Source organism: Agromyces atrinae, assembly GCF_013407835.1.
GTDB classification, from domain to species: Bacteria; Actinomycetota; Actinomycetes; order Actinomycetales; family Microbacteriaceae; genus Agromyces; species Agromyces atrinae.
In genome coordinates this window covers 1,573,297-1,599,196 of record NZ_JACCBI010000001.1, presented here as the reverse complement: position 1 = coordinate 1,599,196, position 25,900 = coordinate 1,573,297, and the positions used below count along the sequence as shown (strand labels likewise).

At 69.6% G+C, this 25,900-nt stretch carries 22 protein-coding genes; 15 read left to right on the top strand and 7 right to left on the bottom strand.

Annotated features, from left to right (window positions below; all coding sequences use genetic code 11):
• Positions 1–265: 265 nt before the first annotated feature.
• From BJ972_RS07675 to BJ972_RS07655, 5 genes are all read left to right on the top strand, one after another.
• Positions 266–709, top strand: a complete 444-nt coding sequence (locus BJ972_RS07675; protein ID WP_129176881.1) for a TOBE domain-containing protein — start codon at positions 266–268, stop codon at positions 707–709.
• Positions 702–1,487 (top strand): molybdate ABC transporter substrate-binding protein, encoded by a 786-nt coding sequence (gene modA / locus BJ972_RS07670; protein WP_129176883.1) that lies wholly within the window; start codon positions 702–704, stop codon positions 1,485–1,487. The genes BJ972_RS07675 and modA overlap by 8 nt, the downstream gene beginning before the upstream one ends.
• Positions 1,484–2,317 (top strand): ABC transporter permease, encoded by an 834-nt coding sequence (locus BJ972_RS07665; protein WP_129176885.1) that lies wholly within the window; start codon positions 1,484–1,486, stop codon positions 2,315–2,317. Before modA ends, BJ972_RS07665 begins: the two co-directional genes overlap by 4 nt.
• Complete coding sequence (locus BJ972_RS07660) at positions 2,314–3,303, top strand: ABC transporter ATP-binding protein (protein ID WP_164989987.1); 990 nt, start codon at positions 2,314–2,316, stop codon at positions 3,301–3,303. Before BJ972_RS07665 ends, BJ972_RS07660 begins: the two co-directional genes overlap by 4 nt.
• An 87-nt stretch (positions 3,304–3,390) precedes the next feature.
• Positions 3,391–4,404 carry a LacI family DNA-binding transcriptional regulator gene (locus tag BJ972_RS07655; RefSeq protein WP_129176889.1) on the top strand — a complete coding sequence of 338 codons (1,014 nt, stop codon included), beginning with the start codon at positions 3,391–3,393 and terminating at the stop codon, positions 4,402–4,404.
• A 43-nt stretch (positions 4,405–4,447) separates the two neighbouring features.
• On the opposite strand, the gene arfA is transcribed toward BJ972_RS07655, so the two are convergent.
• The 3 genes from arfA to BJ972_RS07640 all read right to left on the bottom strand — a co-directional run bounded on the left by arfA (position 4,448) and on the right by BJ972_RS07640 (position 7,893).
• Positions 4,448–5,983, bottom strand: a complete 1,536-nt coding sequence (arfA, locus tag BJ972_RS07650; RefSeq protein WP_129176891.1) for an arabinosylfuranosidase ArfA — start codon at positions 5,981–5,983, stop codon at positions 4,448–4,450.
• A 90-nt stretch (positions 5,984–6,073) separates the two neighbouring features.
• Positions 6,074–6,943, bottom strand: a complete 870-nt coding sequence (locus tag BJ972_RS07645; protein ID WP_129176893.1) for a carbohydrate ABC transporter permease — start codon at positions 6,941–6,943, stop codon at positions 6,074–6,076.
• Positions 6,943–7,893 (bottom strand): carbohydrate ABC transporter permease, encoded by a 951-nt coding sequence (locus BJ972_RS07640; RefSeq protein ID WP_241830897.1) that lies wholly within the window; start codon positions 7,891–7,893, stop codon positions 6,943–6,945. The genes BJ972_RS07645 and BJ972_RS07640 overlap by 1 nt, the downstream gene beginning before the upstream one ends.
• A 258-nt stretch (positions 7,894–8,151) precedes the next feature.
• Here BJ972_RS07640 and BJ972_RS07635 point away from each other — a divergent pair, with 258 nt between their 5' ends.
• Both BJ972_RS07635 and BJ972_RS07630 read left to right on the top strand, forming a co-directional pair.
• Positions 8,152–9,408, top strand: a complete 1,257-nt coding sequence (locus BJ972_RS07635; protein ID WP_129176897.1) for an ABC transporter substrate-binding protein — start codon at positions 8,152–8,154, stop codon at positions 9,406–9,408.
• Positions 9,409–9,508: 100 nt separating this feature from the next.
• Positions 9,509–10,771, top strand: a complete 1,263-nt coding sequence (locus BJ972_RS07630; RefSeq protein WP_129176899.1) for a family 1 glycosylhydrolase — start codon at positions 9,509–9,511, stop codon at positions 10,769–10,771.
• On the opposite strand, the gene BJ972_RS07625 is transcribed toward BJ972_RS07630, so the two are convergent.
• Complete coding sequence (locus tag BJ972_RS07625) at positions 10,744–11,826, bottom strand: LacI family DNA-binding transcriptional regulator (RefSeq protein WP_129176901.1); 1,083 nt, start codon at positions 11,824–11,826, stop codon at positions 10,744–10,746. The genes BJ972_RS07630 and BJ972_RS07625 overlap by 28 nt on opposite strands.
• A gap of 156 nt (positions 11,827–11,982) precedes the next feature.
• Here BJ972_RS07625 and BJ972_RS07620 point away from each other — a divergent pair, with 156 nt between their 5' ends.
• The 6 genes from BJ972_RS07620 to BJ972_RS07595 all read left to right on the top strand — a co-directional run bounded on the left by BJ972_RS07620 (position 11,983) and on the right by BJ972_RS07595 (position 19,225).
• Positions 11,983–13,215: an FAD-binding protein gene (locus BJ972_RS07620; RefSeq protein ID WP_129176902.1), complete on the top strand. Its 1,233-nt coding sequence runs from the start codon at positions 11,983–11,985 to the stop codon at positions 13,213–13,215.
• 257 nt (positions 13,216–13,472) lie between these two features.
• Complete coding sequence (locus BJ972_RS07615; RefSeq protein ID WP_129176904.1) at positions 13,473–14,435, top strand: endonuclease domain-containing protein; 963 nt, start codon at positions 13,473–13,475, stop codon at positions 14,433–14,435.
• Between the two features lie 212 nt (positions 14,436–14,647).
• Positions 14,648–15,925 (top strand): saccharopine dehydrogenase family protein, encoded by a 1,278-nt coding sequence (locus BJ972_RS07610; protein WP_129176906.1) that lies wholly within the window; start codon positions 14,648–14,650, stop codon positions 15,923–15,925.
• Positions 15,922–16,701, top strand: a complete 780-nt coding sequence (locus BJ972_RS07605) for a GNAT family N-acetyltransferase (protein ID WP_129176908.1) — start codon at positions 15,922–15,924, stop codon at positions 16,699–16,701. The genes BJ972_RS07610 and BJ972_RS07605 overlap by 4 nt, the downstream gene beginning before the upstream one ends.
• Positions 16,701–17,873, top strand: a complete 1,173-nt coding sequence (menC, locus tag BJ972_RS07600; protein ID WP_129176910.1) for an o-succinylbenzoate synthase — start codon at positions 16,701–16,703, stop codon at positions 17,871–17,873. The genes BJ972_RS07605 and menC overlap by 1 nt, the downstream gene beginning before the upstream one ends.
• Positions 17,874–18,016: 143 nt before the next feature.
• Complete coding sequence (locus tag BJ972_RS07595; RefSeq protein ID WP_129176912.1) at positions 18,017–19,225, top strand: LCP family protein; 1,209 nt, start codon at positions 18,017–18,019, stop codon at positions 19,223–19,225.
• Positions 19,226–19,264: 39 nt separating this feature from the next.
• On the opposite strand, the gene BJ972_RS07590 is transcribed toward BJ972_RS07595, so the two are convergent.
• The 3 genes from BJ972_RS07590 to pdhA are packed head-to-tail and all read right to left on the bottom strand — an operon-like array spanning position 19,265 to position 22,647.
• The gene (locus BJ972_RS07590; protein WP_129176914.1) at positions 19,265–20,524 is read right to left on the bottom strand and encodes a dihydrolipoamide acetyltransferase family protein; all 1,260 of its coding nucleotides are present in this window, start codon (positions 20,522–20,524) and stop codon (positions 19,265–19,267) included.
• Positions 20,525–20,536: 12 nt separating this feature from the next.
• Positions 20,537–21,532: an alpha-ketoacid dehydrogenase subunit beta gene (locus BJ972_RS07585; RefSeq protein ID WP_129176916.1), complete on the bottom strand. Its 996-nt coding sequence runs from the start codon at positions 21,530–21,532 to the stop codon at positions 20,537–20,539.
• The gene (pdhA, locus tag BJ972_RS07580; protein WP_129176918.1) at positions 21,529–22,647 is read right to left on the bottom strand and encodes a pyruvate dehydrogenase (acetyl-transferring) E1 component subunit alpha; all 1,119 of its coding nucleotides are present in this window, start codon (positions 22,645–22,647) and stop codon (positions 21,529–21,531) included. The genes BJ972_RS07585 and pdhA overlap by 4 nt, the downstream gene beginning before the upstream one ends.
• Before the next feature lie 144 nt (positions 22,648–22,791).
• Between pdhA and BJ972_RS07575 the strand changes: the two genes are divergently transcribed.
• On the top strand, positions 22,792–23,394 hold the full coding sequence (locus BJ972_RS07575) for a TetR/AcrR family transcriptional regulator C-terminal domain-containing protein (protein WP_129176920.1): 603 nt from the start codon (positions 22,792–22,794) through the stop codon (positions 23,392–23,394).
• Positions 23,395–23,428: 34 nt separating this feature from the next.
• Positions 23,429–25,852, top strand: a complete 2,424-nt coding sequence (locus tag BJ972_RS07570; RefSeq protein WP_129176922.1) for an HAD-IC family P-type ATPase — start codon at positions 23,429–23,431, stop codon at positions 25,850–25,852.
• Positions 25,853–25,900 lie beyond the last annotated feature (48 nt).

Genomic DNA, 25,900 nt, shown 5'->3' with positions numbered 1-25,900 from the left:
TGCCCACCGGCGTCGGAGCGATCGAGAGGCGCGACGAATGCGCCTCGTCGATCGCTGTCCCGACGTCGGTGGCGGGGAGGGAATCTGCGAGCAGATACGGCCGGGGCCGTGAGCCTCACGGTAGACCTCGGCCTTCGCGCGAGTCAACGAACGGTGTTCAGGAGGTCGACTTCACCGAGACGCGAACACGGCTGTGAAGAGTATGTGATGCCATAGTCACGGCTTATCTCGACGAAAATATCCGCATATGCGGAATGATGGGCCTATGGCTTCCCGCACCTACCGCGTCTCCGACGCCGCTGCACTCATCGGAGTGAGCGACGACACCATCCGCCGCTGGGCCGCCGCCGGCCGCGTGCGCATCGATACCGGCGCCGACGGCGTGAAGGCGATCGACGGAGTCGAGCTCGCATCGCTCGCTCGCGAGGTGGCGACCACTCATCGCGCCGATGAGCTCGGCGGTCTCCCTCCGGCATCCGCCCGCAATCGTCTGCACGGCATCGTGACGGCGATCGTGCGCGACACCGTCATGGCGCAGGTCGATGTGCAGGCCGGACCGTTCCGTCTCGTCTCCCTCATCAGCCGCGAAGCCGCCGACGAGCTCGACCTCGACGTCGGCAGTCTCGTGGTCGCGAGCGTCAAGGCCACGAACCTCGGCATTGAAGCGCCCGCTTCTGCCTTCGGAAGGGACTCCTCCGCCCATGCGTAAGTCGATCATCGCCGTCGGCGCCGCCGCTCTGCTCCTCCTCACGGGATGCCAGTCGGCCGAGCCTGCTGCGACCACCGCGCCCACGGCGACCGCTGACGCTCTGAGCGGCGAGGTCATCGTCTTCGCCGCGGCGTCGCTCACCGGTTCGTTCGAGGAGCTCGCCGCAGATTTCGAGGCCGAGCACCCGGGTGTGACCGTCACCCTCAACTTCGGAGGCAGCTCGGCGCTCGCCGAACAGATCACGAGCGGCGCCCCCGCCGACGTCTTCGCCGCTGCGAGCCCCGCGACGATGCAGACGGTCGTCGATGCGGGAGACGCGGCCGGTGAGCCCGAGGTCTTCGTGACGAACATGCTCGAGATCGCGGTACCCGCGGGCAACCCCGGCGGCGTCGAGGGTCTGACCGACTTCACCGACGAGTCGCGCACGATCGCGCTCTGCGCCCCCGAGGTACCGTGCGGTGCCGCGAGCGAGAAGGTCTTCGCGGCCGCCGGTCTGACCCCGGCCCCCGACACGCTCGAGCAAGACGTCAAGGCCGCGCTCACGAAGGTGCGTCTCGGCGAGGTCGACGCAGCACTCGTCTACCGCACCGACGTGCTCGCCGCGGGCGACGAGGTCGAGGGCATCGAGTTCGCCGAAGCCGAGGGCGCCATCAACGACTACCCGATCGTGCGCCTCACCGAGAGCCCGACCCCTGACGCCGCCGACGCCTTCATCGCGTTCGTCCGCGGTGAGCGCGGCGCCGAGGTGCTCGGAGCCGCAGGGTTCTCGGCACCGTGAGTCGCGAGCACCGCGCCGCCCTGCGAACGGAACGAGTGGGGCCGCCGCGCGCCCTCGTTCCGCTCGCGGTCGTCGCGGTGCTCTTCCTCGTCCTGCCGCTCGTCGCCCTGCTCGTCCGGGCGCCGTGGGCGGATCTCGGCACGATCCTCGGACAACCGGCGGTCGCCGAATCGCTCGGGCTCTCGCTCCTCTCGGCGGGCAGCGCGACGGTGCTCTGCATCATCCTCGGCATCCCGCTCGCGTGGTGCCTCGTCGCCCTCTCCGACGCCGGTCACGACGCCTGGCATCGCGTCATCCGCGCGTTCGTGCTCGTGCCGCTCGTGCTGCCCCCCGTCGTCGGCGGTGTCGCCCTCTTGCTCCTCCTCGGGCGCCGCGGTCTCCTCGGAGCCCCGCTCGCCGAGGTCGCGGGCGTCACGATCCCGTTCACGACGGTCGCCGTCGTCATCGCCCAGACCTTCGTCGCGCTGCCCTTCCTCGTGATGGCTGTCGAGGGCGCGCTCGCCGGTGCCGATCGCCGGCTCGACGACGCCGCGGCGACGCTCGGAGCGTCGCGCTGGTACACGTTCCGCCGCGTCACCGTTCCTCTCGTCGCCCCCGGGATCGTCGCGGGGGCGGTCCTCGCCTTCGCACGGGCGCTCGGCGAGTTCGGCGCCACGATCACCTTCGCCGGCAGTCTTCCCGGGGTCACCCGCACGATGCCCATCACCGCATACCTCGCGATGCAGAACGATCCCGACGCCGCGATCGCGCTGTCGCTCCTGCTCATGCTCGTCTCCATCGTGATCCTCGTCGCTCTGCGCGGCCGCTGGGTCGGCGGGAGTGCATCGTGAGCGCCGCGGGAGTCGCCGTCGACATCGGCATCGAGCGCGGAGCGTTCACGGCCGACGTGAGCTTCGAAGTCGCGGCCGGCACGGTGACGGCGCTCCTCGGCCCGAACGGTGCGGGCAAGTCGACAGTGCTCCGTGCGTTGGCCGGGCTCACTCCCGTCGCCCGCGGCTCGGTAATCATCGGCGGGGATGTCGTCGAAGCGCCCGAGCGCGGCATCCGACTGCCCCCGCAGGACCGCCAGGTCGCGTGCGTGTTCCAGGACTACCTGCTCTTTCCCCACCTGAGCGTCATCGAGAACGTCGCGTTCGGACTGCGTGCCCGCGGTACCCCACGAGCCGATGCCCGGCGCACCGCCGAGGTCGCGCTCGAGAGGCTCGGGCTCGCAGCGTTCGGGGAGTCGCGCCCGCGCCGCCTCTCGGGCGGACAGGCGCAACGCGTCGCCCTCGCGCGCGCCCTCGTGACGGAGCCCGCGCTGCTCCTGCTCGACGAACCGCTCGCGGCCCTCGACATCGAGACGCGCGGCGACGTGCGTGCGAGTGTGGCCGAGGCGATGCGCGCGTACGGCGGCACGAGCATCGTCGTGACCCACGACCCCGTCGACGCCCTGAACCTCGCCGATCGCATCGTCGTGATCGAAGACGGTCGGGTGAGCCAACAGGGCACGGCCGCCGATCTCGTCGCGGCCCCCGCGAGTCGGTACGTCGCGCGCCTCGTCGGTCGCACGGGCTTCGTCGACGGCGACGAGTTCGTGAGCTTCCCGGCGGATGCCGTGCGGCTGCGCGACACCGACGAGGGCGGCGGGTGGCCGGGTACCGTCGTGCGTGTGGATCGCGACCTCGCCGCGGCTCTCGTCGAGATCGACCTCGACCGCGGCGGCCGCATCCGAGCGTCGCTCCCGGCCGGAGCCGACATCGTCGCCCGTCTCGAGCGCGGCTCGCGTGTCGTGGCGAGTACGGATGACGGCGTCGTGGCGCGGCGGGCGCGGTGATGTCGTCGGTGCGAGATCCTCTCCATCGCGTATTTACAACGTTGTGATATAGGCTGACTGCGTCGGTTCGATTCGGACGGGGGAGGCATGGCGGTCACGCTCCACGACGTCGCCTCGCTCGCGGGCGTCTCGATCAAGACCGTGTCGAACGTCGTCAACGAGAGCCCGAACGTCACCGCCTCCACTCGTGCGCGTGTGCTCGCCGCGGTCGATGAACTCGGCTATCAGCCGAACCTCTCGGCCCGGAGTCTGCGCTCGGGGCGCACCGGGGCGATCGGCCTCGTCGTGCCCGAGCTGAGCCTCAGTTACTTCGCCGAACTCGCCGACGCCGTCATCCGAGCCGCCGAGGCCCGGCGTCTCGCCGTGCTCATCGAGCAGACGAACGGCGATCGGGAGCGCGAGATCGAGGTGCTCTCGAGCCCGCGCATGAAGTTCACCGACGGCGTGCTCTTCAGTCCGCTGGGGATGGGGATGGACGACGCCGATCGGTTGCGCGTGCCGTACCCGCTCGTGCTCCTCGGCGAGCGCATCTTCGGTGGTCCGACCGACCACGTGACGATGCACAACGTCGAAGCGGCGCGTGCCGCGACGGCGTACCTCATCGCATCGGGCAGGCGGAGGATCGCCGTGCTCGGTGCCCACCCGGGAGAAGTGATCGGGTCCGCGGGCCTCCGACTCGTCGGCTACCGGCGTGCGCTCGACGACGCGGGCATCGCCTTCGACGCCGACCTCGTCGCCGCGACGACGTTGTGGCACCGCGCCAACGGAGCCGTCGCGATGCGCGACCTGCTCTCGCGGGGTGTCGACTTCGACGCGGTGTTCGGTCTCAACGACACGCTCGCTCTGGGCGGCATGCGCGTGCTGCAGGAATCCGGCCGACGAGTGCCCGACGACGTCGCCGTGATCGGGTTCGACGACCTCGACGAGGCCGGCTACTCGCTGCCGAGCCTCACCACGGTCGACCCGGGGCGTCGCGAGATCGCCGAGCGCGCCGTCGCAGCGCTCGTCGAGCGCATCGGCGGGGCTGCTGTGCCGCCGCGGGAGATCCTCGCGGAGTACCGCGTCGTCGAACGCGAATCCGCCCGGGCGCTCGCCCACTGACGGAGGAGTGCCGACGCCGGAGGGCGCCGGCACTCGCGTCGAGTCAGGCGTCCGACGAGAGGCGGATGCTGATGGCCGTCCACGACACGGGCGGCAGTTCGATGCGACCGGTGCCGCCGTCGATCGTGAGCGTCGTGTTCTCGCGCAGGCCGACGCGCTCGGGGTCGGTGAGCGAGTTCACCGCAGCGACATCCTCGTCGAAGAGAGTCTGCGCCGAGACATCCGTCGCCGTACCGAGCCCGCCGAGGCCGACGATGTCGAACTCGAGGCTCGTCGTCTCGGTCTGCGACCGGTTCACGACGAAGATGCTCGCGGTGCCGGCTCCCTCGTCGACGGTCGTGACGGCGTCGATCACGGGAACCGATCCGTAGGCGGTCGTCTCGTAACTCTCGCTCTCGATCGTCGTCGCGACGGTCGATCCCGTGGCGAGGGCGGAGGTGACGGCGAAGGGGAAGAAGGTGGTCTGCTTCCACGCGATCCCGCCGGGCTCCGTCATGATCGGCGCGATGACGTTCACGAGCTGAGCGAGTGACGCGCTCGTGACCCGGTCGGCGTGCTTCAGCAGCGAGATGAGCAGATTGCCGACGACGACCGCATCGGCGACGGTGTACGAGTCCTCGAGCAGGCGCGGAGCGACGGGCCAGTTCTGCGCGCCGGTGATCTTGTCGACCGTCTCGAAACGCTCGTTGTACCAGACGTTCCACTCGTCGAAGGAGATGTTGACGACGTGGTCGCTGCCGCGCACGGCCTTGACGTGGTCGATCGTCGCCACGACCGATTCGATGAAATGGTCCATGTCGACGGCCGAGGCGAGGAACGAGCCGAGGTCGCCGTTCTTCTCCTCGTAGTAGGCGTGGCAGGAGATGTAGTCGACGTCGTCGTAGGTGTGGCTGAGCACGACGCGTTCCCACTCCCCGAAGGTCGGCATGTGGGCGCTCGACGACCCGCACACGACGAGTTCGAGGTCGGGGTCGAAGGCTCGCATCGCCTTCGCGGTCTGCGAGGCGAGCTTGCCGTAGTCCTCCGCGGAGCGGTGTCCGAGCTGCCACGGCCCGTCCATCTCGTTGCCGAGGCACCACATCCGCACGTCGAACGGTGCGCGTCTTCCGTTCTCCGCGCGGCGATCGGCGAGGCTCGTGCCCTCGGCGAGGTTCGAGTACTCGAGGAGCTCGAGGGCCTCGAGCGTTCCGCGCGTGCCGAGGTTGACGGCGAGCATGAGTTCGCTGTCGACCGACTCGAGCCACTCGGCGAACTCGTGCAGACCGATGCGGTTCGACTCGGTCGAGTGCCAGGCGAGGTCGAGGCGCGTCGGCCGCTCGTCGACGGGCCCCACGCTGTCTTCCCAGCGGAAGCCCGAGACGAAGTTGCCTCCGGGATAACGGATGGCGCTGACTCCGAGCTCCCGCACGAGGTCGATGACATCGGTTCGGAACCCGCGGTCGTCGGCGTTCGGGTGACCGGGTTCGTAGAGTCCGTCGTAGACGCTCCGCCCCAGGTGCTCGACGAAGGAGCCGAAGAGGCGGCGGTTGACCGAGCCGAGCGGTCGGCGGGTGTCGATGACGAGTCGTGCGGTGGGCATGTGCGATTCCTTTACTGGTCAGCGGTGAGCTGTCGTGGGGTCGGCGGGGGAGCGGTCGCGAGGCGGACCGGCGGGAGGGATGGCTCGGGCCTACTTGAGCCCCGTGCTCGCGACGCTCTCGATGAAGCGGCGCTGCACGAACAGGAACATGACGGCGAGCGGGATGACGGCGATGAGCGAGCCGGCCATCATGACGCCGTAGGGCACGATCCCGCTCGGCCCCGTGAGGAGTGTCAGGCCCGACGTGATCGTCCCCATCTCCTGGTCGGTCGTGAACACGAGCGGCCAGAGCAGATCGTTCCAGTTGTTGACGAAGATGTAGATGCCGAGGGTGAGCAGTGCGGGCACGGCGTTCGGCAGCACGACGCTGCGGAAGATGCGGAACTCCGATGCGCCGTCGATGCGGGCGGCATTGTCGAGGTCGCGAGGGAGCGAGAGGAAGAACTGCCGGAGGAAGAAGATGCCGAAGGCGTCGGCCGCGCGGGGGATGATGAGCCCCCAGAACGTGTTGACCCAGCCGAGGTCGGCGACGAGCTGGTAGATCGGGATGAGCGTCGCCTGGAACGGGATCATGAGGCTCGCGACGATGACGATGAGGAGCAGTCGGCTGCCCCGGAAGTCGATGCGCGCGAGCACGTAGGCCGCGAGCGAGTCGAAGGCGAGCGCGAGCACCGTCACCCCTCCGGCGAACACGAAGCTGTTGAGGATGAGGCGGGCGAACGGGAGGTCCGTGAAGATCCGGGTGAAGTTGTCGAAGGTCCACTCGGTCGGCACGAGCGACGGAGGGAACGCGTTCACCTCGGCGATCGGCTTGAACGCCGTGAAGGCGATGATGAACACGGGGAGCAGCACGATGAGGGTGACGACGAGCATCGCGAGGAAGAAGAGGCTCGGGCCGATCTTCGCGGAGAAGGCGCTCGCCGTGCGGCGGCGGACAGGAGCGGTGTCGAGCGTGGTCATCAGTGGGCATCCTTCGCTTTACGGCCGGTGAGGAAGAACTGCACCAGGCTGAGCACGAGCGTCGCGACGAGCAGCACGTAGGAGAGCGCCGAGGCGAAGCCGAGGTCGAGGTCTTTGAAGCCGGACTGATAGATCTGCATGACGACGGTCTGCGTGCTGCGGTAGGGCCCGCCGCCGGTCAGCACGTAGATCTGGTCGAAGGCCTGGAGTGCCGCGATCGTGGCGATGATGAGCACGAAGCCGGTCGTGTTGCCGAGGAGCGGCAGGGTCACGTTGGTGAACCGCGAGAGCGGGCCCGCGCCGTCCATCTTGGCGGCCTCGTACAGGCTGCTCGGAATGTCCTGCAGGCCGGCGAGGAACACGATCATGTAGAACGCGAAGCTCTTCCAGACAGCGACGAACACGACGGTCGGCATTGCGAGCACCGGGTCCTGCAGCACGTTTCCGAGCTGGATCCCGAGGCCGCGCAGCCAGAAGTTGAGGAGGCCGACCTGCGGATCGAGCAGGTATTGCCACGCGAAAGCGGCGACCGCGAGCGAGACGATGAACGGCAGGAAGAGCCACGTGCGGAACACGCCCCGCAGAGGAAGGCGGGGGCTGTTGAGGGCGAGGGCCAGGGCGAGCGCGAGGATGACGGAGAGCGGGGTGAAGAGGACCGTGTAGAGCACCGTGTTGCCCATGGCGCGCACGATGTTCGGATCGGTGAAGACCTCGACGTAGTTGGCGAAACCGATGAACTCCTCGCGTCCGAAGCCGCTCGCGTCGGTGAACGACAGTCGCAGCGCCGAGGCCATCGGCCAGAAGACGAAGAGCGCGAGAATCGTGAGCGCGGGCACGAGGAAGGCGATGATCGTGAGCCGTCGGCGGGCCGAGCCGCCGAGGGGGCCGCGGCCCCCGAGCTGTGCGGGTGGGCGATATCGGACGGTTCGTCTGTCTGTCGTCGTGGTCATCATCGATCTCTCTGCGGGCACATCAGAAGTACAACGTTGTAACGAACCATAAACGCGTCACGCGACTCCGTCAAGCAGGTCGGTGTTCGACCGGTATTCCGGGGCTGCGCCCAGGCTCCGACGACATACTTGACATCTCGATCGGCATCGGCGAGCATATGCCTGCAACGTTTACTTACAACGTTGTACAGTGCGATGACGAGGGTGTCCCGTCCTTCGCTCCGACAACGCAGTCGCCCAATGGAGGGAATCACACAGATGAAGAAATCGATCGCCGGTGCCGCACTCGCGAGCGCCATGCTCCTCGCGCTGACCGGCTGTTCGACCGGAACGCCCGAATCCGACGGCACGGTGGAACTGACGTTCTGGCACGGCTACACCGAAGCCGACGGCGACGTGCTCAACGCGCTCGTCGACGAGTTCAACGAATCGCAGGACGAGATCGAGATCACCCCGGTCGTGAAGCCCTGGGCGACGCTCATCGACACCGTCCTTCCCGCACTCACTTCGGGGACGGGCCCGCAGCTCCTCGCGATGCCGCCCGAACAGATTCCCGTCTACGCCTCGAAGGGTGCGCTGCTGCCGCTCGACGACTGGTACGCCGAGCCGGAGAGCGGCTCCGACACGCTGAACGCGGAAGCCGTCGCGACCGGCACGGTGTCGGGCGAGAAGTTCGGTGTGCCGCTGAGCTTCACCCCGCTCACGATGTTCTACAACACGGCGCTCTTCGACGCGGCCGGCGCGACCGTACCGACGACGTGGGACGAGTGGGTCGCGACGGCGAAGACGCTCACCGTCGATTCGAACGGCGACGGCACGCCCGAGCAGTACGGCCTCGCGCTGCAGGACAACGCGACCGTCGGCAACGGAGTCTGGCCCTCGCTCCTCAAGAGCGGCGGCGGAGACGTCGTCACTGCCGACGGCGAGGTCGTCGTCGACTCGCCCGAGAACATCGCGACCCTCCAGTACTGGGCCGACGCCGTGCAGAACGACAAGATCTCGCCGACCGGTCTCACCGGAGCAGACGCCGACGGTCTCTTCAACTCGGGCAAGGCGGCGATGACGCTCGGCGGTCCCTGGCTCGCGACCGCGTCGGAGGCCGCCGGGATCGACTGGGGCATCGCGACGATCCCCGCGGGCCCCGACGGAGTGAAGGCGTCGGCACTCGCCGTCGACATGAGCGTCACCTCGCAGGCGAGTGACGAAGAGCTCGCCGCGGCCGAGACGTTCTTCACGTGGTTCTACCAGCCGGAGAACATGGTGACGTGGTCGCTCGGTTCGGGCTGGCCGCCCCTCACGACCGACGTCACGCCCGACCAGGTCGCCGAGAACCCCGTCGTCGCCGCCCTCACCGAGCAGTCGCAGTACGGAGTCGCACTGCTTCCCGGAGTCATCCCCTCGACCGACATCCTCACCGAGCTCGACACCGCGGTGCAGAAGTCGCTCGCCGGCGGTGACCCGGCCGAGCTGCTCGGGACGGCTCAGGAGGAGATGACCGCGACCCTCGCGGACTGAACCACGACGCTGTGGCCCGCCTCGCTCCGAGAGGCGGGCCACAGCGCAGCGAACGACAGAGATATCGTCGGCCGAGGGCCGACCGAGGAAAGAGGCACACGTGGTGAAGTGGTTCGATGACGGGAAGCTCCGCTTCGCGGTCGGTGTGGAGGACACGTTCATTCCCCAGACGAGACCGGGGGAGCGTGCGCTCGACGAGTACGAGCTCATGCAGCACTACCGTTTCTGGAGCGACGATCTGGGCTACTGCGCCGAGGCCGGGGCCGACATGGTGCGGTGGGGAATCCCCTGGTACCGGATCAATCCCGAGCCGGGCACGTGGGACTGGAGCTGGCTCGACCGCGTGATCGACCGCTTCGAGGAGCTCGACCTCTCGCTCGTCGCCGACCTCGTGCACTACGGAACACCCCTCTGGCTCGAGGGCGAGTTCCTGAACCCTGACTACGCGCAGCGAGTGGCCGAGTACTCCGCGGCCGTCGCCGAGCGCTACGCGGGACGAATCCACAGCTACACGCCGCTCAACGAGCCGCTGCTCAACATCATGTACTGCGGCGAATTCGGTCAGTGGCCGCCCTACCTCACGGGTGACCGGGGCTTCGTCGACATCCTGCGTGCGATCTCACGCGGAATCGTCGAGACTCAGTCGGCCATCGCCTCCGTCGACCCGCGGGCCGACTTCGTCCACGTCGAGGCGTCGTTCCGCTTTGCGGGCGATGTCGCCGCGCACCCCGAGACCGTCGAACACCTCCGTCACCGCGCCTACCTCGTGCAGGATCTCGTGATGGGCCGGGTCGACCAGGCGCATCCCCTCGTGCCCTTCCTCACCCGGAACGGATTCTCGGAGCGCGACCTCGAGTGGTCCCGAGACAACATCGCCGATCCCGACGTCGTCGGCGTCAACTACTACCCGCAGCACTCCACCGAGCTGTTCGTCGCCGGAACCGATCCGAGCGGCGGGCCGAACGACCTGCGACCGCGGCTCGACGCCGGCACCGAGGGCCTCGCCGATGTCGTGACCTCGTTCGCCGAGCGCTACGGCAAGCCCGTCTTCCTGACGGAGACGAGCTACACGGGCACCGTCGACGAGCGCATCTCGTGGATGGACGAGTCGGTCGCCGCGATCACCGACCTCCGTGCGTCGGGTGTGCCGGTCATCGGCTACACATGGTGGTGCATCACCGACATGGTCGAGTGGTCGTACCGCCCGGCGACGGGGCCGGCGTTGGACCACCGGCTCCGCATGGGGCTGTGGTCGCTCGAAGAGGACGCCGACGGCACGTTGCAGCGCATCAAGACGCCCGTCGCCGACCGCTTCCGCGCCCACGCGACGGCGGCTCAGACGCCCGTAGCCGCCGAGTCCTGAGACCCGGGTCGCGCGCCCTCCACGCGGGGCGCGCGACTCTCCGGGCCCCGCGTCGACTCGCGCTCGACGACCGCGAAGTCGACGAGCACCTCGCGGGGCTCCGACGGTCTGCCGCCGCCCTCGCCGATGCGTCGAACGAGGATCTCGACCGCTTCGGCGGCGATCTGCGTGCGGCCCGGATCGATGCTCGACAGGCTCGGCACGGTGAACGCCGATTCCTCGATGTCGTCGAAACCGATGACGGCGACGTCCTCGGGAACGCGGAGACCCTCTTCCTGCAGAACGCGCAGCGCCCCCAGGGCGAGGGCGTCGTTCAGGCCGAACACCGCGTCGAAGGGTGTGCCCGACTGCACGAGTTCACGCATCGATGCCGCGCCGTTCGCACGGTGCCAGAGCGTCGTGAACGTCACGAGATCGGGATCGAGAGCGATCCCGGCTGCGGCGAGCGCCTCCTCGTAGCCGGCGAGACGCAGCGCCGCCGACCCGACGACCTCGCCCTCGTGCGCGCCGATCACGGCGATGCGTCGGCGTCCCGCCGCGATCAGCGACTCGGTCGCGGCTCGGGCCGCCTCGACGTTCCGCATCGTCACATGATCGACGGGGCCGCCGAAGATGCGCTCGCCGAGCAGCACGAGCGGGTAGTCGACGGCGAGGTGTGCGACATCCTCCTGCCCCATGCCGAGCGGGCTGAAGATGAGGCCGTCGGTCAGACGCATGCGCGGACTCGAGAGCACCGCGATCTCGTGATCGCGGCTCGCCCCGGTCTTCTCGATGAGCACGACGAGTCCGTGCTTCTCGGCCTCGGCGATGACCGCGTCGGCGAGTTCGGCGAAGTAACTCAGGCTCAGCTCAGGGAGCACGAGGCCGATGACGCCGCTGCGACCGGATCGCAGGCTGCGCGCCGAGATGTTCGGCTGGTATCCGAGCTCGTCGATCGCGGCCTGCACGCGTTCGCGGGTCGCCGGGCGAACGTGCGGATACGCGTTGACGACGTTCGAGACGGTCTTGATCGAGACGCCCGCCAGCTTCGCAACATCGTGCAAGGTGGCGGCCATGGGTTCTCTCCTCGTGGTGCTCGCGCAGAGGCATCCGTCGAATGCCCTCCCAGCGGATGCTATCGCGCCGCGTTCGACGTCGAGGGGACGGAGTCGTGGTGCGGCGCGACACGCTTCGAGCGCGCGCCCTCCGGCCCGACGCGAGAAGATAACAGGATGACGCAGACGAACTGGGCCCAGAACCTCGAGTACCGCGCCGCGACGTTCGAGTCGCCCGGAACCGTCGACGAGCTCGCGAACCTGCTCGCCGAGTCGACCGGGCCCGTGCGAGCGCTCGGCACGCGGCACTGCTTCAACGACATCGCCGACACCGACGGCACCCTCGTCTCGGTCGCGTCCCTCCCCGCCGTCATCGAGCCCGACGCCGAGCGCCGTGTCGTGCGCGTCGCCGCAGGCCTCCGCTACGGCGACATCGCGCCGACCCTCGACGAGGCGGGCTTCGCCCTCGCGAACCTCGCCTCGCTCCCGCACATCTCGGTCGCCGGAGCCGTCGCGACGGGAACGCACGGATCGGGTGACGCCGTGGGCTCGCTCGCCTCCGCCGTCGCCGCCCTCGAGTTCGTCACGCCCGCGGGAGAGCTCACCCGCCTCGAACGCGGCGACGCCGACTTCGACGGAGCGGTCGTCTCGCTCGGCGCCCTCGGCATCGTCACGACGATCGAACTCGACATCGAACCCCGCTTCGAGGTCGCTCAGACCGTGTACGAATCGTTGCCGTGGAACGACGTGCTCTCCGACCTCGACGCCGTCACGTCGCTCGGATACAGCACGAGCCTCTTCACGACGTGGCAGGACACCGACGTCATCGACCAGCTGTGGGTCAAGGCGCGCGTCGACCAGCCCGCGAGCGACGTGCCGTTCCGCGCGGCGACGAGCCCGCGTCATCCGCTGCCCGGAGTCTCGGCCGAGAACTGCACGACGCAGGGCGGCGTGCCCGGAGCCTGGTACGACCGCCTGCCGCACTTCAAGCTCGGCTTCCTGCCGTCGGCGGGTGAGGAACTGCAGTCGGAGTACCTCGTGCCCCGCGCCGACGCCGTCGCCGCGATCGAGGCCGTGCGCGGACTCGCCGATCGCATCGCGCCGCTGCTGTTCGTGAGCGAGGTGCGCACGCTCCGTCGCGATGCGCTGTGGCTGAGTTCGGCGTTCGAGACGGATGCCGTCGGCCTCCACTTCACCTGGAAGCAGGACCAGCCCGCCGTCGAAGCGCTGCTGCCGGTGCTCGAGGCCGCGCTGCCCGCGACCGCGCGCCCGCACTGGGGCAAGCTCTTCTCCCCGAACATCGACCCCGCGGCCCTCTACCCGCGCTGGGCCGACTTCGCCGCGCTCCGCGACCGCCTCGACCCGCAGCGCACCCTCGTCAACCCCTACCTCGCCCGCCTCGGCCTCTAGCCCCGCCCGTTACCCACCCCTTCTTCCCACCCTTCTTCCCGTCCCCGACTCGACCCCCACTCCGCCCGCCCCTGTACACGGATGCTGCGGATTGCCGGGCCTCCCGGTGTGTCGAGCTCGACACGCCGGACGGGGCACCGTTCTGCAGCATCCGTGACCGCGCGTCTCCTCCTCCCGAGCAGAGCAGGAGACCACCGGATGCCACAGAGCGGCCGCCGGTCAGGGATGCTCGGCGGGTCGTCGGCAAGAGTCGACGGATGTCGCACCTCACCTCGATCGTCAGCCGAGCCGGTGAAGTGGTGCATGTGCGGCAGCTCCAGCACGCAGGTGTGCGTAGGCGCGCCATCCTCGCGGCGATCGAGCGCGGAGAGCTCATCCGCATCCGTGTGGGCTGGTACGCGAGTCCGCGCGCTGACGTCGATCAGTGGAAGGCTGTCCTCGCAGGCGGCGCACTCGGCTGCGTCTCGGCACTCGCCCGTGACGGGGTGTGGTCGGGCATCGGCCGCGATCTCCATGTCTCGGTGAGTAGGGCCGCGCATCCTCGTCTGATGACGTCGGCGCCGGGCGGCGTGCGGGTGCCGGTGTGGGGTCCGCGGGCCAGCGCGGATGTTCGACGCAACCGGAGCGTGCGGCTCTCGACGGGTGAGATGCCGACGGTGCATCGCCATGAGGGTGGCATTCCGCTCGGGCACCCGACGTGGGCCGTGCCCGCACCGATCGCACTCGCCCAAGCGCTCCGCTGCCAGACGTCGGAACACGCTCTCGCTGTTCTCGACTCGATCATTCGTGAGGGCGTGATGGCGAGGGACGAGGCCATCGCCGTCGCTCGACGGGTGCCGTCGGTCGCGCGACTCGTCGCCACCGATCCGTTCATCGGCATCCCCGAGTCGGGTGTCGAGTCGATCTTCCTCCGCCGTGTCGCCGCGCTCGGCCTCTCGGTGCGGCCGCAGTTCCGTCATCCCGTCGGCGGTCGGTTCGACGGAATCATCGAGGGGTGTCTCGCGTACGAGGTCGACGGCTTCGCACATCACGCGAGCGCCGATGCGTTCGCCGCTGACCACGACCGTACGCTCCGCTCGCTCGCGTTCGGTCTTCCCGTCATCCGCGTCACCGCGCGGCACGTGCTCGCCGACTGGCCGATCGTGGAGAGCGCGATCCTCCGTGCCGTGGCGGACGCCCGGCTTCTCCGAGACATCCGTCATCTCCCGCCGGCCGGCTGACGACTGCTGCGGCCGATCACGGATGCTGCAGATCGAAGCCCCGGTCGGCGTGTCGGGCCCGACATGCCGGGCCCGACGAGAATCCGCAGCATCCGTGATCGGAGCATGCGGGAGGAGGGGGACGAGGGAGGGGCAGGAACCCGGAGGAGCAGACGGATGACGGGTGCGGGGCAACCCTGGAGTTGGGCGGCGGCGCGCGGTAGCGTCAGGTCATGAGAATCCTCCTCGTCGGTGCGGGCGGAGTCGGTGACGCGATCGCGAAGATCGCCGCCCGCCGCGACTTCTACGAACAGATCATCGTGAGCGACTACGACGAGGCGCGAGCGCATCGCACCGTCGACTGGATCACCGAGAAGCACGGGCCCGACGTCGCGGCCAGGTTCGACACGGCGCAGATCGATGCGAGCGATCCCGAGGTCGTCGCGCGTGTCGCCCGTGAGCACCGCGCGACGCACGTCATGAACGCCGTCGAGCCGAAGTTCGTGCCGTCGATCTTCGCGGGAGCGCTCGCCGCGGGGGCCGACTACCTCGACATGGCGATGAGCCTGTCGGAGCCGCACGCGACCGACCCGTACAGCGAGACGGGCGTGAAGCTCGGCGACGACCAGTTCGCGCAGGCCGGCGACTGGGAGACCGCGGGGCGCCTCGCGCTCGTGGGCATGGGCGTCGAGCCTGGGCTTTCCGACGTCTTCGCGCGCTACGCCGCCGACCACCTCTTCAGCGAGATCGACGAGCTCGGCACGCGCGACGGTGCGAACCTCGTCGTGACGGATGACGCGGGCAACGAGATCTTCGCGCCGTCGTTCTCGATCTGGACGACGATCGAGGAGTGCCTGAACCCTCCCGTGATCTGGGAGAAGGACGCGGGTTGGTTCACGACGCCGCCGTTCTCCGAGCCCGAGGTGTTCCACTTCCCCGAGGGCATCGGCCCCGTCGAGTGCGTCAATGTCGAGCACGAAGAGGTGCTGCTCATGCCGCGCTGGGTCGATGCGAAGCGCGTGACCTTCAAGTACGGCCTCGGCGAGGAGTTCATCAACGTTCTCCGCGTGCTGCACCTGCTCGGCCTCGACTCGACGACGCCCGTGCGGGTGCGCAGCGCGAACGGCCCCGTCGAGGTCGCCCCGCGCGATGTCGTCGCGGCGGGCCTTCCCGACCCGGCGACGATCGGCCCGCGGATGACGGGCAAGACGTGCGCCGGACTCTGGGTGACCGGCACGGGCACCGACGGGCAGCCGCGCGAGGTGTACCTCTACCACGTGAGCGATAACGAGTGGACGATGCGCGAGTACGAGAGCCAGTGCGTCGTGTGGCAGACGGCGCTGAACCCCGTCATCGCGCTCGAACTGCTCGCCCGCGGCACGTGGTCGGGCCGCGGCGTGCTCGGGCCCGAGGCGTTCGACGCCGAACCGTTCCTCGAACTCATGCGCGCCCCCGAGGCCGAGGGCGGCTACGGGCAGGCGTGGGGACTCGAAGACCGACTGGCGTCGTGAGCGACGAGCGAGCCGTCGACGACGCGTTCCGTCTCGCCGACGAGGCGGCGTCGGCGGCGGGCATCCGTATCCGCCCTGCCGCGGAGGCCGACTTCCCCGCGGTCGTCGCGCTCTTCGAACGTACGTGGGGTCCGGGCCGGAGCCCCGACCGTTCGATGCTGCAGGCGATGGACTACGCGGGCAACACGGTGCTCATCGCGCTCGACGAGTCGGGCCCGGTGGGCGCGACCCTCGGCTTCCTCGGCTGGGACGAGGGCGTGCACCTGCACTCGCACATGAACGCGGTCGTGCCGTGGCGGCGCAGCGGGGGAGTCGGCTACGCGCTCAAACTCCTGCAGCGCGCGCTCTGCCTCGAGCAGGGCGTCACCGAGATGCGCTGGACGTTCGATCCGCTCATCCGCCGCAACGCGCACTTCAACCTCGTGAAGCTCGGCGCCGACGTCGTCGGGTTCCTGCCCGACTTCTACGGGCGGCTCGACGACGCGATCTCGGGCGGCGACCGCACCGATCGCTTCGAGGTGCGCTGGCGGCTCGCCTCGCCGCGCACGGCCCGCTCCCTCGCGCGGCACGCGCTGCCCGAGTGGGCGGCGGATGAAGCGTTCGAGCTCGCCCCCGACTTCGAGACCCTGCGGGCGGATGACGCGAGCGAGGCCACGCGCCTCCGCGACGCATCACGCACGGTATTCGAACGCACGAGCGCCGCGGGACTCCGCCCCGAGTTCGACGCGTCGGGCCGGTACGTGTTCACACGCGACGACGTCGATCGCGAGCCGTGATGCGTCTCGAGGCGATCGAGCTGCACCGGGTCGCGCTTCCCCTCGTGCGACCCTTCGAGACGTCGTTCGGCCGTGAGACCGAGCGCGACGTGCTGCTCGTGCACGTGCGCACCGACGCGGGCGACGGCTGGGGCGAGTGCGTCGCCGGTCGCGATCCGTTCTACAGCTCGGAGTACGTCGAGGGCGCGGCTGCGGTCATCGAGCGCTATCTTGCGCCCGCGCTGTTCGCGGCACGGCAACCCGCGACTCGGCCGACGACGGCCCGCGCGGCGCGCAATCGTGAGATCGCCCCGCTGGCGTCATCCGTCGCCCCCGCGCTCGCCGGCATCGCCGGCCACCGCATGGCGAAGGCCGCGCTCGAGGCTGCGGTGCTCGACGCCGAGCTGCGGGCGAGCGGCACGTCGATGGGCACCTTCTTCGGCGCCGAGCGCTCGTGGGTCGACTGCGGCGTCTCGGTCGGCATCGCACCGTCGATCGACGACCTGCTCGACGAGGTCGCGGGGTACGTCGCCGAGGGGTACCGGCGCATCAAGCTCAAGATCAAGCCCGGGTGGGACCTGCTGCCCGTCGCCGCGGTGCGGGAGCTCCTCGGGCCGCGCGGGCTGCTGCAGGTCGATGCGAATACGGCGTACTCGCGCGCCGACGTCCCCCTCCTCGCCGAGCTCGACGCGTTCGGCCTGCTCCTCGTCGAGCAGCCGTTCGCCGAGGAGGACATCGCGTCGCACGTCGCGCTCGCCGCAGCGAGTACGACGCCCGTGTGCCTCGACGAGTCGATCCTCGACGTGACGACGGCGCTCGACGCGATCGACCGCGGAGCGACGTCGGTCGTGAACATCAAAGCAGGGCGCATGGGCGGATACCTCGAGGCACTCGCCGTGCACGACGCGTGTCGCGAGCGCGATGTGCCCGTGTGGTGCGGCGGCATGCTCGAGTCGGGTATCGGCCGGGCGGCGAACGTCGCTCTCGCGGCCCTTCCCGGGTTCACGCTCCCGGGCGACACGTCGGGCTCCCGCCGCTACTTCGCCGAAGACCTCACCGCACCGTTCGAACTCGGAGAGGGCGAGCACCGCGGCCAGCTCGCCGTTCCGGCGGGTGCGGGCACGGGAGTGACGGTGCGCTCCGACCTCGTCGAGCGCCTCTCGTCGCGTTCGGTAACGATTCTCGAACGCTGAGTTGCGGCCCGAACGCGGGCTCGCGAAATCTCAGCCAAGTGTGATGGGCTGGACGGGCGACGGCATCGTGCCGTGATGCGGAAGGGATGCCGGTGCCGGGGCTGCGCTCACGAGGAATCGACGAAGCCACGAGGCACGGGCGGTTGCCGCGACAGAACGGTGCACTCGACGCTCTCAAGGTCGTCGCGATCTCGCTCTCGGTGGTGCTCGTCGCCGCGGTCGGCATCGTCGGGTACGCCGTCCTCGACACGTGGAACTCGGTGCAGTCGAACGCCGTCGACATCACGAGCGACGGTGTCGTCCCTCCCGCGCCCGCGAGCATCGGCGCCCTCGAGGGCGGCTTCGACATGCTCATCGTGGGAACCGACAACGACGCCGATCAGGGCGATGCGTTCGGCGCCCGCGACGCGACCCTCAACGACGTCAACATCTGGCTCCACGTCGCGGCCGACCACTCGACGGCCGTCGCCGTGAGTCTTCCGCGCGACCTCGTCATCCCGCACCCCGAGTGCACCGACCCCGCGACGGGCGAGTCGTTCAGCGCGATGTCGGCCCAGCCGCTCAACGTCGCCTACTCGCGCGGCGGCCTCAGCTGCGTCGTCGACACCGTCGAGAGCCTCACCGGCGCCGAGATCGGCTACGCCGGAACGGTCTCGTTCAACGGCGTCATCGCGCTCACCGACGCGGTCGGCGGCGTGCCCGTGTGCCTCGTCGAACCCATCAACGACCCGCTCGCCGACCTCGACCTTCCCGCGGGTACGAGCATCGTCGAGGGCGAGACGGCTCTCGCGTTCCTGCGCACCCGCCACGGCGTCGGCGACGGCAGCGACCTCGCGCGCATCTCGGTGCAGCAGTCGTACCTGTCGTCGTTGCTCCGCACGGTGAAGTCGGACGCCACCTTCTCCGACCCGCTCACGCTCTACCGCATCGCCCGCGTCGCGGCCGACCACATGACGCTCTCGACGACGCTCGCGAACCTCACGACGATGGCGTCGATGGCGCTGACGCTCAAGGACATCGACCTCGAGAAGGTCGTCTTCGTGCAGCTGCCCGTCGTCGGCGACCCCGACAACCCGGGCAAGGTCATCCCCGATGAGGCGAAGACCGAGGAACTGCTCGCGCTCGTGCTCTCGGACCAGCCGTTCACGCTCGCCGGCCCCGTGGGATCGGGAGTCGTCGTGACCCCCACCGAGGAGCCGGCGCCGCCCGCCGAACCCGAAGAGCCCACCGAACCGGTCGACCCCGAGGCACCGGTGACGGAGGAGCCGCCCGTCGTGGCCGCACCCCCGACGCTCGAGGTGCCGGGCACGAACGCCGCTCAAGAGACCTGCGCGACACCGTTCGGAGGCTGAGAACAGGGCGAGCGCGACGACCGCGCCCGCCCCGACCGCTCACGCGATGATCGTGAGCGGGTTCTCGATGAGCGACGTCAGCGTGGCGAGGAACTGCGCCGCGAGGGCTCCGTCGATGATGCGGTGGTCGGCCGAGATCGTGTAGCGCAGCCGATGCCGCACGACGATCTCGCCCGCGACGACCGTCGGCTCGGCCCGGGCGGCACCGACGGCGAGGATCGCCGCCTCGGGCGGGTTGATGATCGCCGTGAACTGCTCCACGCCGAACATGCCGAGGTTGCTCACGGTGAAGGTTCCGTTCGACATGTCGCCCGGGCCGAGCTTCTTCTCCTGCGCGAGGCCGACGAGTCGCTTCGACTCGATGGCGACCTGCGAGGCGGTCTTCTCGTCGGCGTCCTGCACGACGGGCACGACGAGACCGGCCGGTGAGGAGACGGCGATGCCGATGTTCACGCGGCCGTGCAGCAGCGTCTGACCGTTCGCGTCGGGCGAGTACGACGCGTTCACGCCGGGGTGGGCGCGCAGCGCGATCGCGACGGCGCGCACGATGAGGTCGTTGACGCTCACCTTCGCCCGCCCCGCGCTCTCAAGGCTCGCGTTGAGGGTCTTCCGCAGTTCGAGGAGCGCGTCGGCATCGGCCGCGGCCGTGACGGTGAAGTGCGGCACGGTGCTCTTCGATTCGCTGAGACGTCGTGAGATCACGCGCCGCGCGCCGTCGAACGGCACGGCCGTCGAGCGGCGTCCATCGGTGTCGGCGGCGGGCTCGACCGGCGGTGCGGCAACGGATGCCGGTGCGGGCGTCACGACGGGAGCCGCATCGATGATGTGCTCGATGTCGGCGCGCACGATGCGACCGCCGGGGCCCGATCCGGTGATCGCCGACAGGTCGATGCCGTTCTCGCGGGCGAGGCGGCGCACGAGGGGCGAGGCGTAGTGGCGCTCGCTCGCACTGCGGTTCGCGAGCGCGGGCGTGAGCTCGGGGGCGGGAACGGGGGCGGGCTCGGGAGTGACCTCGCTCGCGTCATCCTTCGCCGGGGCGGAAGGCGCGGCGGGCGCGTCGGGCGACCCGTCGTCGAGGCGCGCGATGACGGTGCCGATCGTCGCGAGCTGACCCTCGGGCACGAGGATGTCGCGGAGCACGCCGGCGTCGTACGCCTCGTAGTCCATCGTGGCCTTGTCGGTCTCGATCTCGACGAGGATCTCGCCGATGCTCACGGTGTCGCCGGGCTTCTTGTGCCACGTGGCGATCGCGCCCTCCTCCATCGTGTCGGAGAGGCGGGGCATGAGGATGTCGATCATGATGGCGGCTTTCTACGCGCGACGGCCGACGGCCGCGAGGGTCTGACGGATGGCCTCGGCCGCATCGGCGGCGGAGGGGAGGGCCGCGGTCTCGAGCGGCTTCGAGTACGGCATGGGCACTTCGGCCATCGCGACGCGCCGCACGGGGGCGTCGAGGTGGTCGAAGGCGCCGTCCGAGATCGTCGCCGCGATCTCGGCGCCGATGCCGTACGTGAGCCAGTCGTCTTCGAGCACGACGGCCGAGTGCGTCTTCAGCACGGAGGCGATGATCGTCTCGCGGTCGAGGGGGCGCAGGCTTCTGAGGTCGACGACCTCGACGTCGATCCCGTCCGACTCGGCGAGCTGTTCGGCGACCTGGAGGGCGACGGCGGCCATGCGCGAGTAGGCGACGACCGTGATGTCGGAGCCCGTGCGGGTGACGGCGGCGCGACCGATCTCGGCGGGCACGTCGTCGTCGGGCACCTCTCCCTTCGTGTTGTAGAGCGCGAGGTTCTCGAGGAAGAGCACGGGGTCGTCGTCGCGGATCGCGGCCAGCAGGAGGGCCTTCGCGTCGGCCGGGCTCGAGGGGGCGACGACCTTCATGCCGGGCACGAACGCGTAGTAGAGCTCGATGTTCTGCGAGTGCGTCGCACCGAGCTGCTGGCCGCCTCCGCCGGGGGTGCGGATGACGAGGGGAACGCGCGCCTGGCCGCCGAACATGCCGTAGATCTTCGCCGCGTGGTTGACGATCTGGTCGAGCGCGAGGAGCGAGAAGTTGATCGTCATGATCTCGACGACGGGGCGGAGGCCGAGCATCGCGGCGCCGATCGCGGCGCCCGTGAACCCTTCCTCGGCGATCGGGGTGTCGCGCACGCGCTTCTCGCCGAACTCCTCGAGAAGCCCCGCCGTGATCTTGTAGGAGCCCTCGAAGACGCCGATCTCCTCGCCGAGGAGCAGCACGTTCTCGTCGCGCAGCATCTCGGAACGGAGCGTGTCGTGAAGCGCCTGGCGGTAGGTCTTGATGGTCATGCTCGGGCTCCAGTTCCGGGGAAGGGGGCGGGTTCGAAGAGCGGCTCGCCCGGCAAGCGGCGGGAGTCGTTCGGAACGGGCGTCGCGTAGGTGTAGTCGAAGAGCGTCTCGACACCGGGGTGCGGGCTCGCCTCGGCGAACGCGACGGCGTCGGCGACGATGCGGAGCGCCTCGGCGTCGATCGCTGCGGCGTCGTCGTCGGTCAGAGCGTCGGCCTCGTGCAGGCGGCGGAGGAGCGCCGCGAGGGGGTCGGACTCGGCGAGGGATGCGGTGACCTCGGCGCCGCGGTACTTCGCGGGGTCGACGACCGAGTGGCCCTTGAGCCGTTCGCTCACGGTCTCGAGGAGGTAGGGCACTCCCGCGCGAGCGCTCTCGAGAGCGGTGCGAGCAGCGGCCTCGACGGCGACGGGGTCGGTGCCGTCGACGCGTGCCGACGGCATCCGGTACGACGCGGCGCGTCGGTAGATCTCGGGTTCGCCCGACGACCGTTCGACGGTCGTGCCCATGCCGAGGCCGTTGTTGACGACGACGAAGACGACGGGCAGCCCCCAGATCGCGGCGATGTTGAGCGATTCGTGGAAGGCGCCGATGTTCGTCGTGCCGTCGCCCATGATGCAGACGACTGCTTCTTGGCCGCCGCGGTAGTCGATCGCGAGGGCCGCGCCCGTCGCGAGCGGGAGCTGCCCGCCGACGATGCCGTACCCGCCGAGAAGTCGCGCCTCCATGTCGAAGAGGTGCATCGAGCCGCCCCACCCCTTCGAGACGCCGTCGCTTCGGCCGTAGAGCTCGGCCATGATGCGGCCGGGCGCGATGCCGCGTTCGAGGGCGTAGCCGTGTTCGCGGTAGTTCGTGAAGAGGTAGTCGTGGGGCGTCATCGCCGACATGAGCCCGACGACCGTCGCCTCCTCGCCGAGGTTGAGGTGGCAGTACCCGCCGATCTCGGCCTGCGTGTACGAGCGGGCGGTGCGCTCCTCGAAGCGGCGGATGAGCACCATGCGCCGGTAGTAGTCGAGCAGCCGCTCCGTGTCGACGGCGGGCCGGGTCGTGAGCTTCCGCGAGACGCGTGGCGCCCCTCCGGACTTCTTCACCGCCGGGGCGGATGTGCGGGTGGCCATCGAGTCCTCCTTGAGCGGGCAGGGGTTCGGCCCGGGTCGTGCATCCGCGGCGGTGATGCCGTCGCGAATAATGAAACGATTACGTTTCATTATAGGATCGACGACGGATGCCGCTCGCCGAGGGGCCGTGAATAATGGGGCCTCATGAGCGACGAGCGAGAACCGACGCGCCGACTCGGTCGACCGACCGCGGCCGACCGCGAGCGTCGTCGCGACCAGATCCTCGACGCCGCCATCGCCCTCTTCGTGACGAACGGCTTCGGGCACACATCGATCGACGAGATCGCCGCGACGGCGCGCGTGACGAAGCGCACGATCTACACGTTCTTCGGCGACAAGCCCGGAGTCTTCACGGCGGGCGTCGAGCGTTTCCGCGAGCGCGCGCTCGCCGCCGTCGGGGCCGACCACGAGACACTCCACGAACTCGCCGCACGCATCGTCTTCGTGGTGCACTCCGACGACGTCGTCGGCCTCCACCGCGTCATGATCGGCGAGTCGCGCCTCTTCCCCGAGCTCGCCCACCGCTTCTACGAGAGCGGGCCGCGGAGCTACATCGCCCTCCTCGCCGACCGACTCTCACGCGACGCTCCCGATTCGACCCCGCGCGCCGAGGCGCTCTTCGGCCTGCTCCTCGGCGAGCCGCATCGCCGGCGCCTGCTCGGTCTCGCTCCTGCGCCGAGCCGTGCCGAGGCGCACGACTACGCCGATTCCGTGCTCGACCTGCTGGGAATCGCTTCCGACGCTTGAGTGCGCGTCACCCCCGGCCCGTAGGATCGAGGGCATGACGGAGACCGCGACCGCCACACGCGGTCTCACCAGTGCTGAAGTCGCCGAGCGGCGGGCCGACGGTCGTGTGAACGATTTCGTCGCACCGACGAGCCGATCGATCGGCAGCATCCTCCGCGCCAACGTCCTCACGCTCTTCAATGCGATCGTCATCGGCTGTTTCGGTGTCCTCCTCGTGCTCGGCCGCTGGCAGGACGCGCTGTTCGGGTTCGCCGCGATCTCGAACGCCCTCATCGGCACGATCCAGGAGTTCCGCGCCAAGAGCGCCCTCGACAAGCTCGCCCTCCTCGATGCTCCGAACGCGCGCGTCTGGCGCGACGGCGAGCTGAGTGAGATCCGAGTCGTCAACGTCGTGCTCGACGAGACGCTCGAACTGCGTGCCGGCGACCAGGTGCCCGCCGACGGACTCGTCGCCGAGGCATCCCGCCTGCAGGTCGACGAGTCGATGCTCACGGGCGAGTCCGAACCCGTCGACAAGGGCCCGGGCGACCGCGTGCTGTCGGGTTCGGTCGTCGTCGCCGGCCGGGGCACCGCCGTCGTCGATCGCGTCGGAGCCGATTCGTTCGCCAACAAGCTCGCGAGCGAGGCCAAGCGCTTCTCCCTCATCGCCTCCGAACTCCGCGGCTCGATCGACCGCGTGCTGAAGTGGATCACGTGGATCATCGGCCCGATGGCCCTCCTCGTGCTCAACTCGCAGATGGTCGCGCAGGGCGGCTGGGCCGCCGCGATCGAGTCGGGCCGCTGGCAGGAGGCGGGCGTCGGCACGATGGCGTCGGTCATCGCGATGATCCCGCTCGGCCTCGTGCTCATGACGTCGATCGCCTTCGCCGTCGGCGCCGTGAAGCTCTCGGGGCACAAGGTGCTCGTGCAGGAGCTCCCTGCCGTCGAGGTGCTCGCCCGCGTCGACCTCATCTGCCTCGACAAGACGGGCACGATCACGACGGGCGACATCCGCTTCGACGAAGCGCACCCCGTCAGCGAGGTCGACGGCTGGCAGGCCGTCCTCGCGTGGAACGGCGCGGCCGACGACGCCAATGCGACGACGCAGTGTCTCGTCACCGCGTACCCCGTCGACGACGCCCTGCCCGTCGCCGAACGCATCCCGTTCTCCTCGGCCCGCAAGTGGAGCGCCGTCTCGTTCGGCGGCACCCCCTCGATGTCGACGGCGGGCACCTGGGTGCTCGCCGCACCCGAGATGGTCTTCGACGAGACCTCCGACCGATGGGGCGTCGTCGAGCGTGCGGGCGAGCTCGCGGCATCCGGTCGCCGCACGCTCGTGCTCGCGCACACCGTCGTCGCCCTCGACGCCGACGACGTCGAGCACGAGCGCTTCCGCGGCGATCTCGTTCCCGTCGTGCTGCTGACGTTCCGCGAAGAGGTGCGGCCCGACGCGAAGGAGACGCTCGAGTACTTCGCCGAGCAGGGCGTCGCCGTCCGCATCATCTCGGGCGACAACCCCGAGACGGTCGCGGCGATCGCGAGGGACGTCGGACTCGACGTGCCGCACGGCGTCGACGCCCGCACCCTGCCGACGGATGTCGACGAGCTCGCGACGGTACTGGCCGAGCACTCGGTCTTCGGGCGCGTGACACCCGATCAGAAGAAGAACATCGTCGTCGCGCTCAAGAAGGCCGGGCACACCGTCGCGATGACGGGCGACGGCGTCAACGACGCCCTCGCCATCAAGGAGGCCGACATCGGCATCGCGATGGAGTCGGGCTCGGCGGCCACGAAGGCCGTGTCGCGCCTCGTTCTGCTCGACGGCCGGTTCTCGCGCCTGCCGGGCGTCGTCGCCGAGGGCCGCCAGGTCATCGCGAACATCGAGCGCGTCTCGATGCTCTTCCTCACGAAGACCGCCTACGCCGTCTCGCTCGCGCTCGTCTTCGGCATCCTGCTGCTCGAGTTCCCCCTCCTGCCGCGCCAGTTCTCCGTGACCGACGGCCTCACCATCGGCATCCCCGCGTTCTTCCTCGCCCTCCTGCCGAACGCGCAGAAGTACGTGCCGGGCTTCCTGTGGCGGGCGCTCTCGTTCTCCATCCCCGCGGGTCTCATCGTCGCCGTGTGCCTCACGACGCTCTCGCTCTACGGGCGCAACACCGGCATCGATCAGTCCGAGGTGCGTACGGCGACGACGATCGTGCTCGGTCTCATCGGCATCGCCGTGCTCGCCGGACTCTCGTGGCCCTTCACGATCAAGAAGGTGCTCATCGTGATCGGCATGATCGTGGGCCTCGCGGTCGTGCTCTACGTGCCGCTCTCGGCGCAGTTCTTCGAGTTCGTGCCGCTCTCGGAGCCGCTCATCGTCATGGGATCGATCATCGCGGGCGTCGGCATCGTGCTCGTCACGATCCTCCGCATCGTGCACACGATCGTGCTGCGCCGTCGCGCAGCGCGTCACGCTCCCGCGCCGCTCGTCTGACCGTTTTTCACGGCCCGTGAGGGGCCGCCGTTCGACGCGCCTGGCTAG

Bases quoted from the DNA above. Each gene is read 5' to 3' on its own strand.
- arfA (WP_129176891.1), bottom strand. From the start codon at position 5,983: ATGCCCACCGCACGACTCGTCATCGACACCCGCCGACCGCTCGGCTCG.
- BJ972_RS07635 (WP_129176897.1), top strand. From the start codon at position 8,152: ATGAAGAAATCGATCGCCGGTGCCGCACTCGCGAGCGCCATGCTCCTC.
- BJ972_RS07615 (WP_129176904.1), top strand. From the start codon at position 13,473: ATGTCGCACCTCACCTCGATCGTCAGCCGAGCCGGTGAAGTGGTGCAT.
- BJ972_RS07640 (WP_241830897.1), bottom strand. From the start codon at position 7,893: ATGACCACGACGACAGACAGACGAACCGTCCGATATCGCCCACCCGCA.
- BJ972_RS07610 (WP_129176906.1), top strand. From the start codon at position 14,648: ATGAGAATCCTCCTCGTCGGTGCGGGCGGAGTCGGTGACGCGATCGCG.
- BJ972_RS07625 (WP_129176901.1), bottom strand. From the start codon at position 11,826: ATGGCCGCCACCTTGCACGATGTTGCGAAGCTGGCGGGCGTCTCGATC.
- BJ972_RS07585 (WP_129176916.1), bottom strand. From the start codon at position 21,532: ATGACCATCAAGACCTACCGCCAGGCGCTTCACGACACGCTCCGTTCC.
- modA (WP_129176883.1), top strand. From the start codon at position 702: ATGCGTAAGTCGATCATCGCCGTCGGCGCCGCCGCTCTGCTCCTCCTC.
- BJ972_RS07575 (WP_129176920.1), top strand. From the start codon at position 22,792: ATGAGCGACGAGCGAGAACCGACGCGCCGACTCGGTCGACCGACCGCG.
- menC (WP_129176910.1), top strand. From the start codon at position 16,701: ATGCGTCTCGAGGCGATCGAGCTGCACCGGGTCGCGCTTCCCCTCGTG.
- BJ972_RS07645 (WP_129176893.1), bottom strand. From the start codon at position 6,943: ATGACCACGCTCGACACCGCTCCTGTCCGCCGCCGCACGGCGAGCGCC.
- BJ972_RS07675 (WP_129176881.1), top strand. From the start codon at position 266: ATGGCTTCCCGCACCTACCGCGTCTCCGACGCCGCTGCACTCATCGGA.
- pdhA (WP_129176918.1), bottom strand. From the start codon at position 22,647: ATGGCCACCCGCACATCCGCCCCGGCGGTGAAGAAGTCCGGAGGGGCG.
- BJ972_RS07655 (WP_129176889.1), top strand. From the start codon at position 3,391: ATGGCGGTCACGCTCCACGACGTCGCCTCGCTCGCGGGCGTCTCGATC.
- BJ972_RS07620 (WP_129176902.1), top strand. From the start codon at position 11,983: ATGACGCAGACGAACTGGGCCCAGAACCTCGAGTACCGCGCCGCGACG.
- BJ972_RS07570 (WP_129176922.1), top strand. From the start codon at position 23,429: ATGACGGAGACCGCGACCGCCACACGCGGTCTCACCAGTGCTGAAGTC.
- BJ972_RS07590 (WP_129176914.1), bottom strand. From the start codon at position 20,524: ATGATCGACATCCTCATGCCCCGCCTCTCCGACACGATGGAGGAGGGC.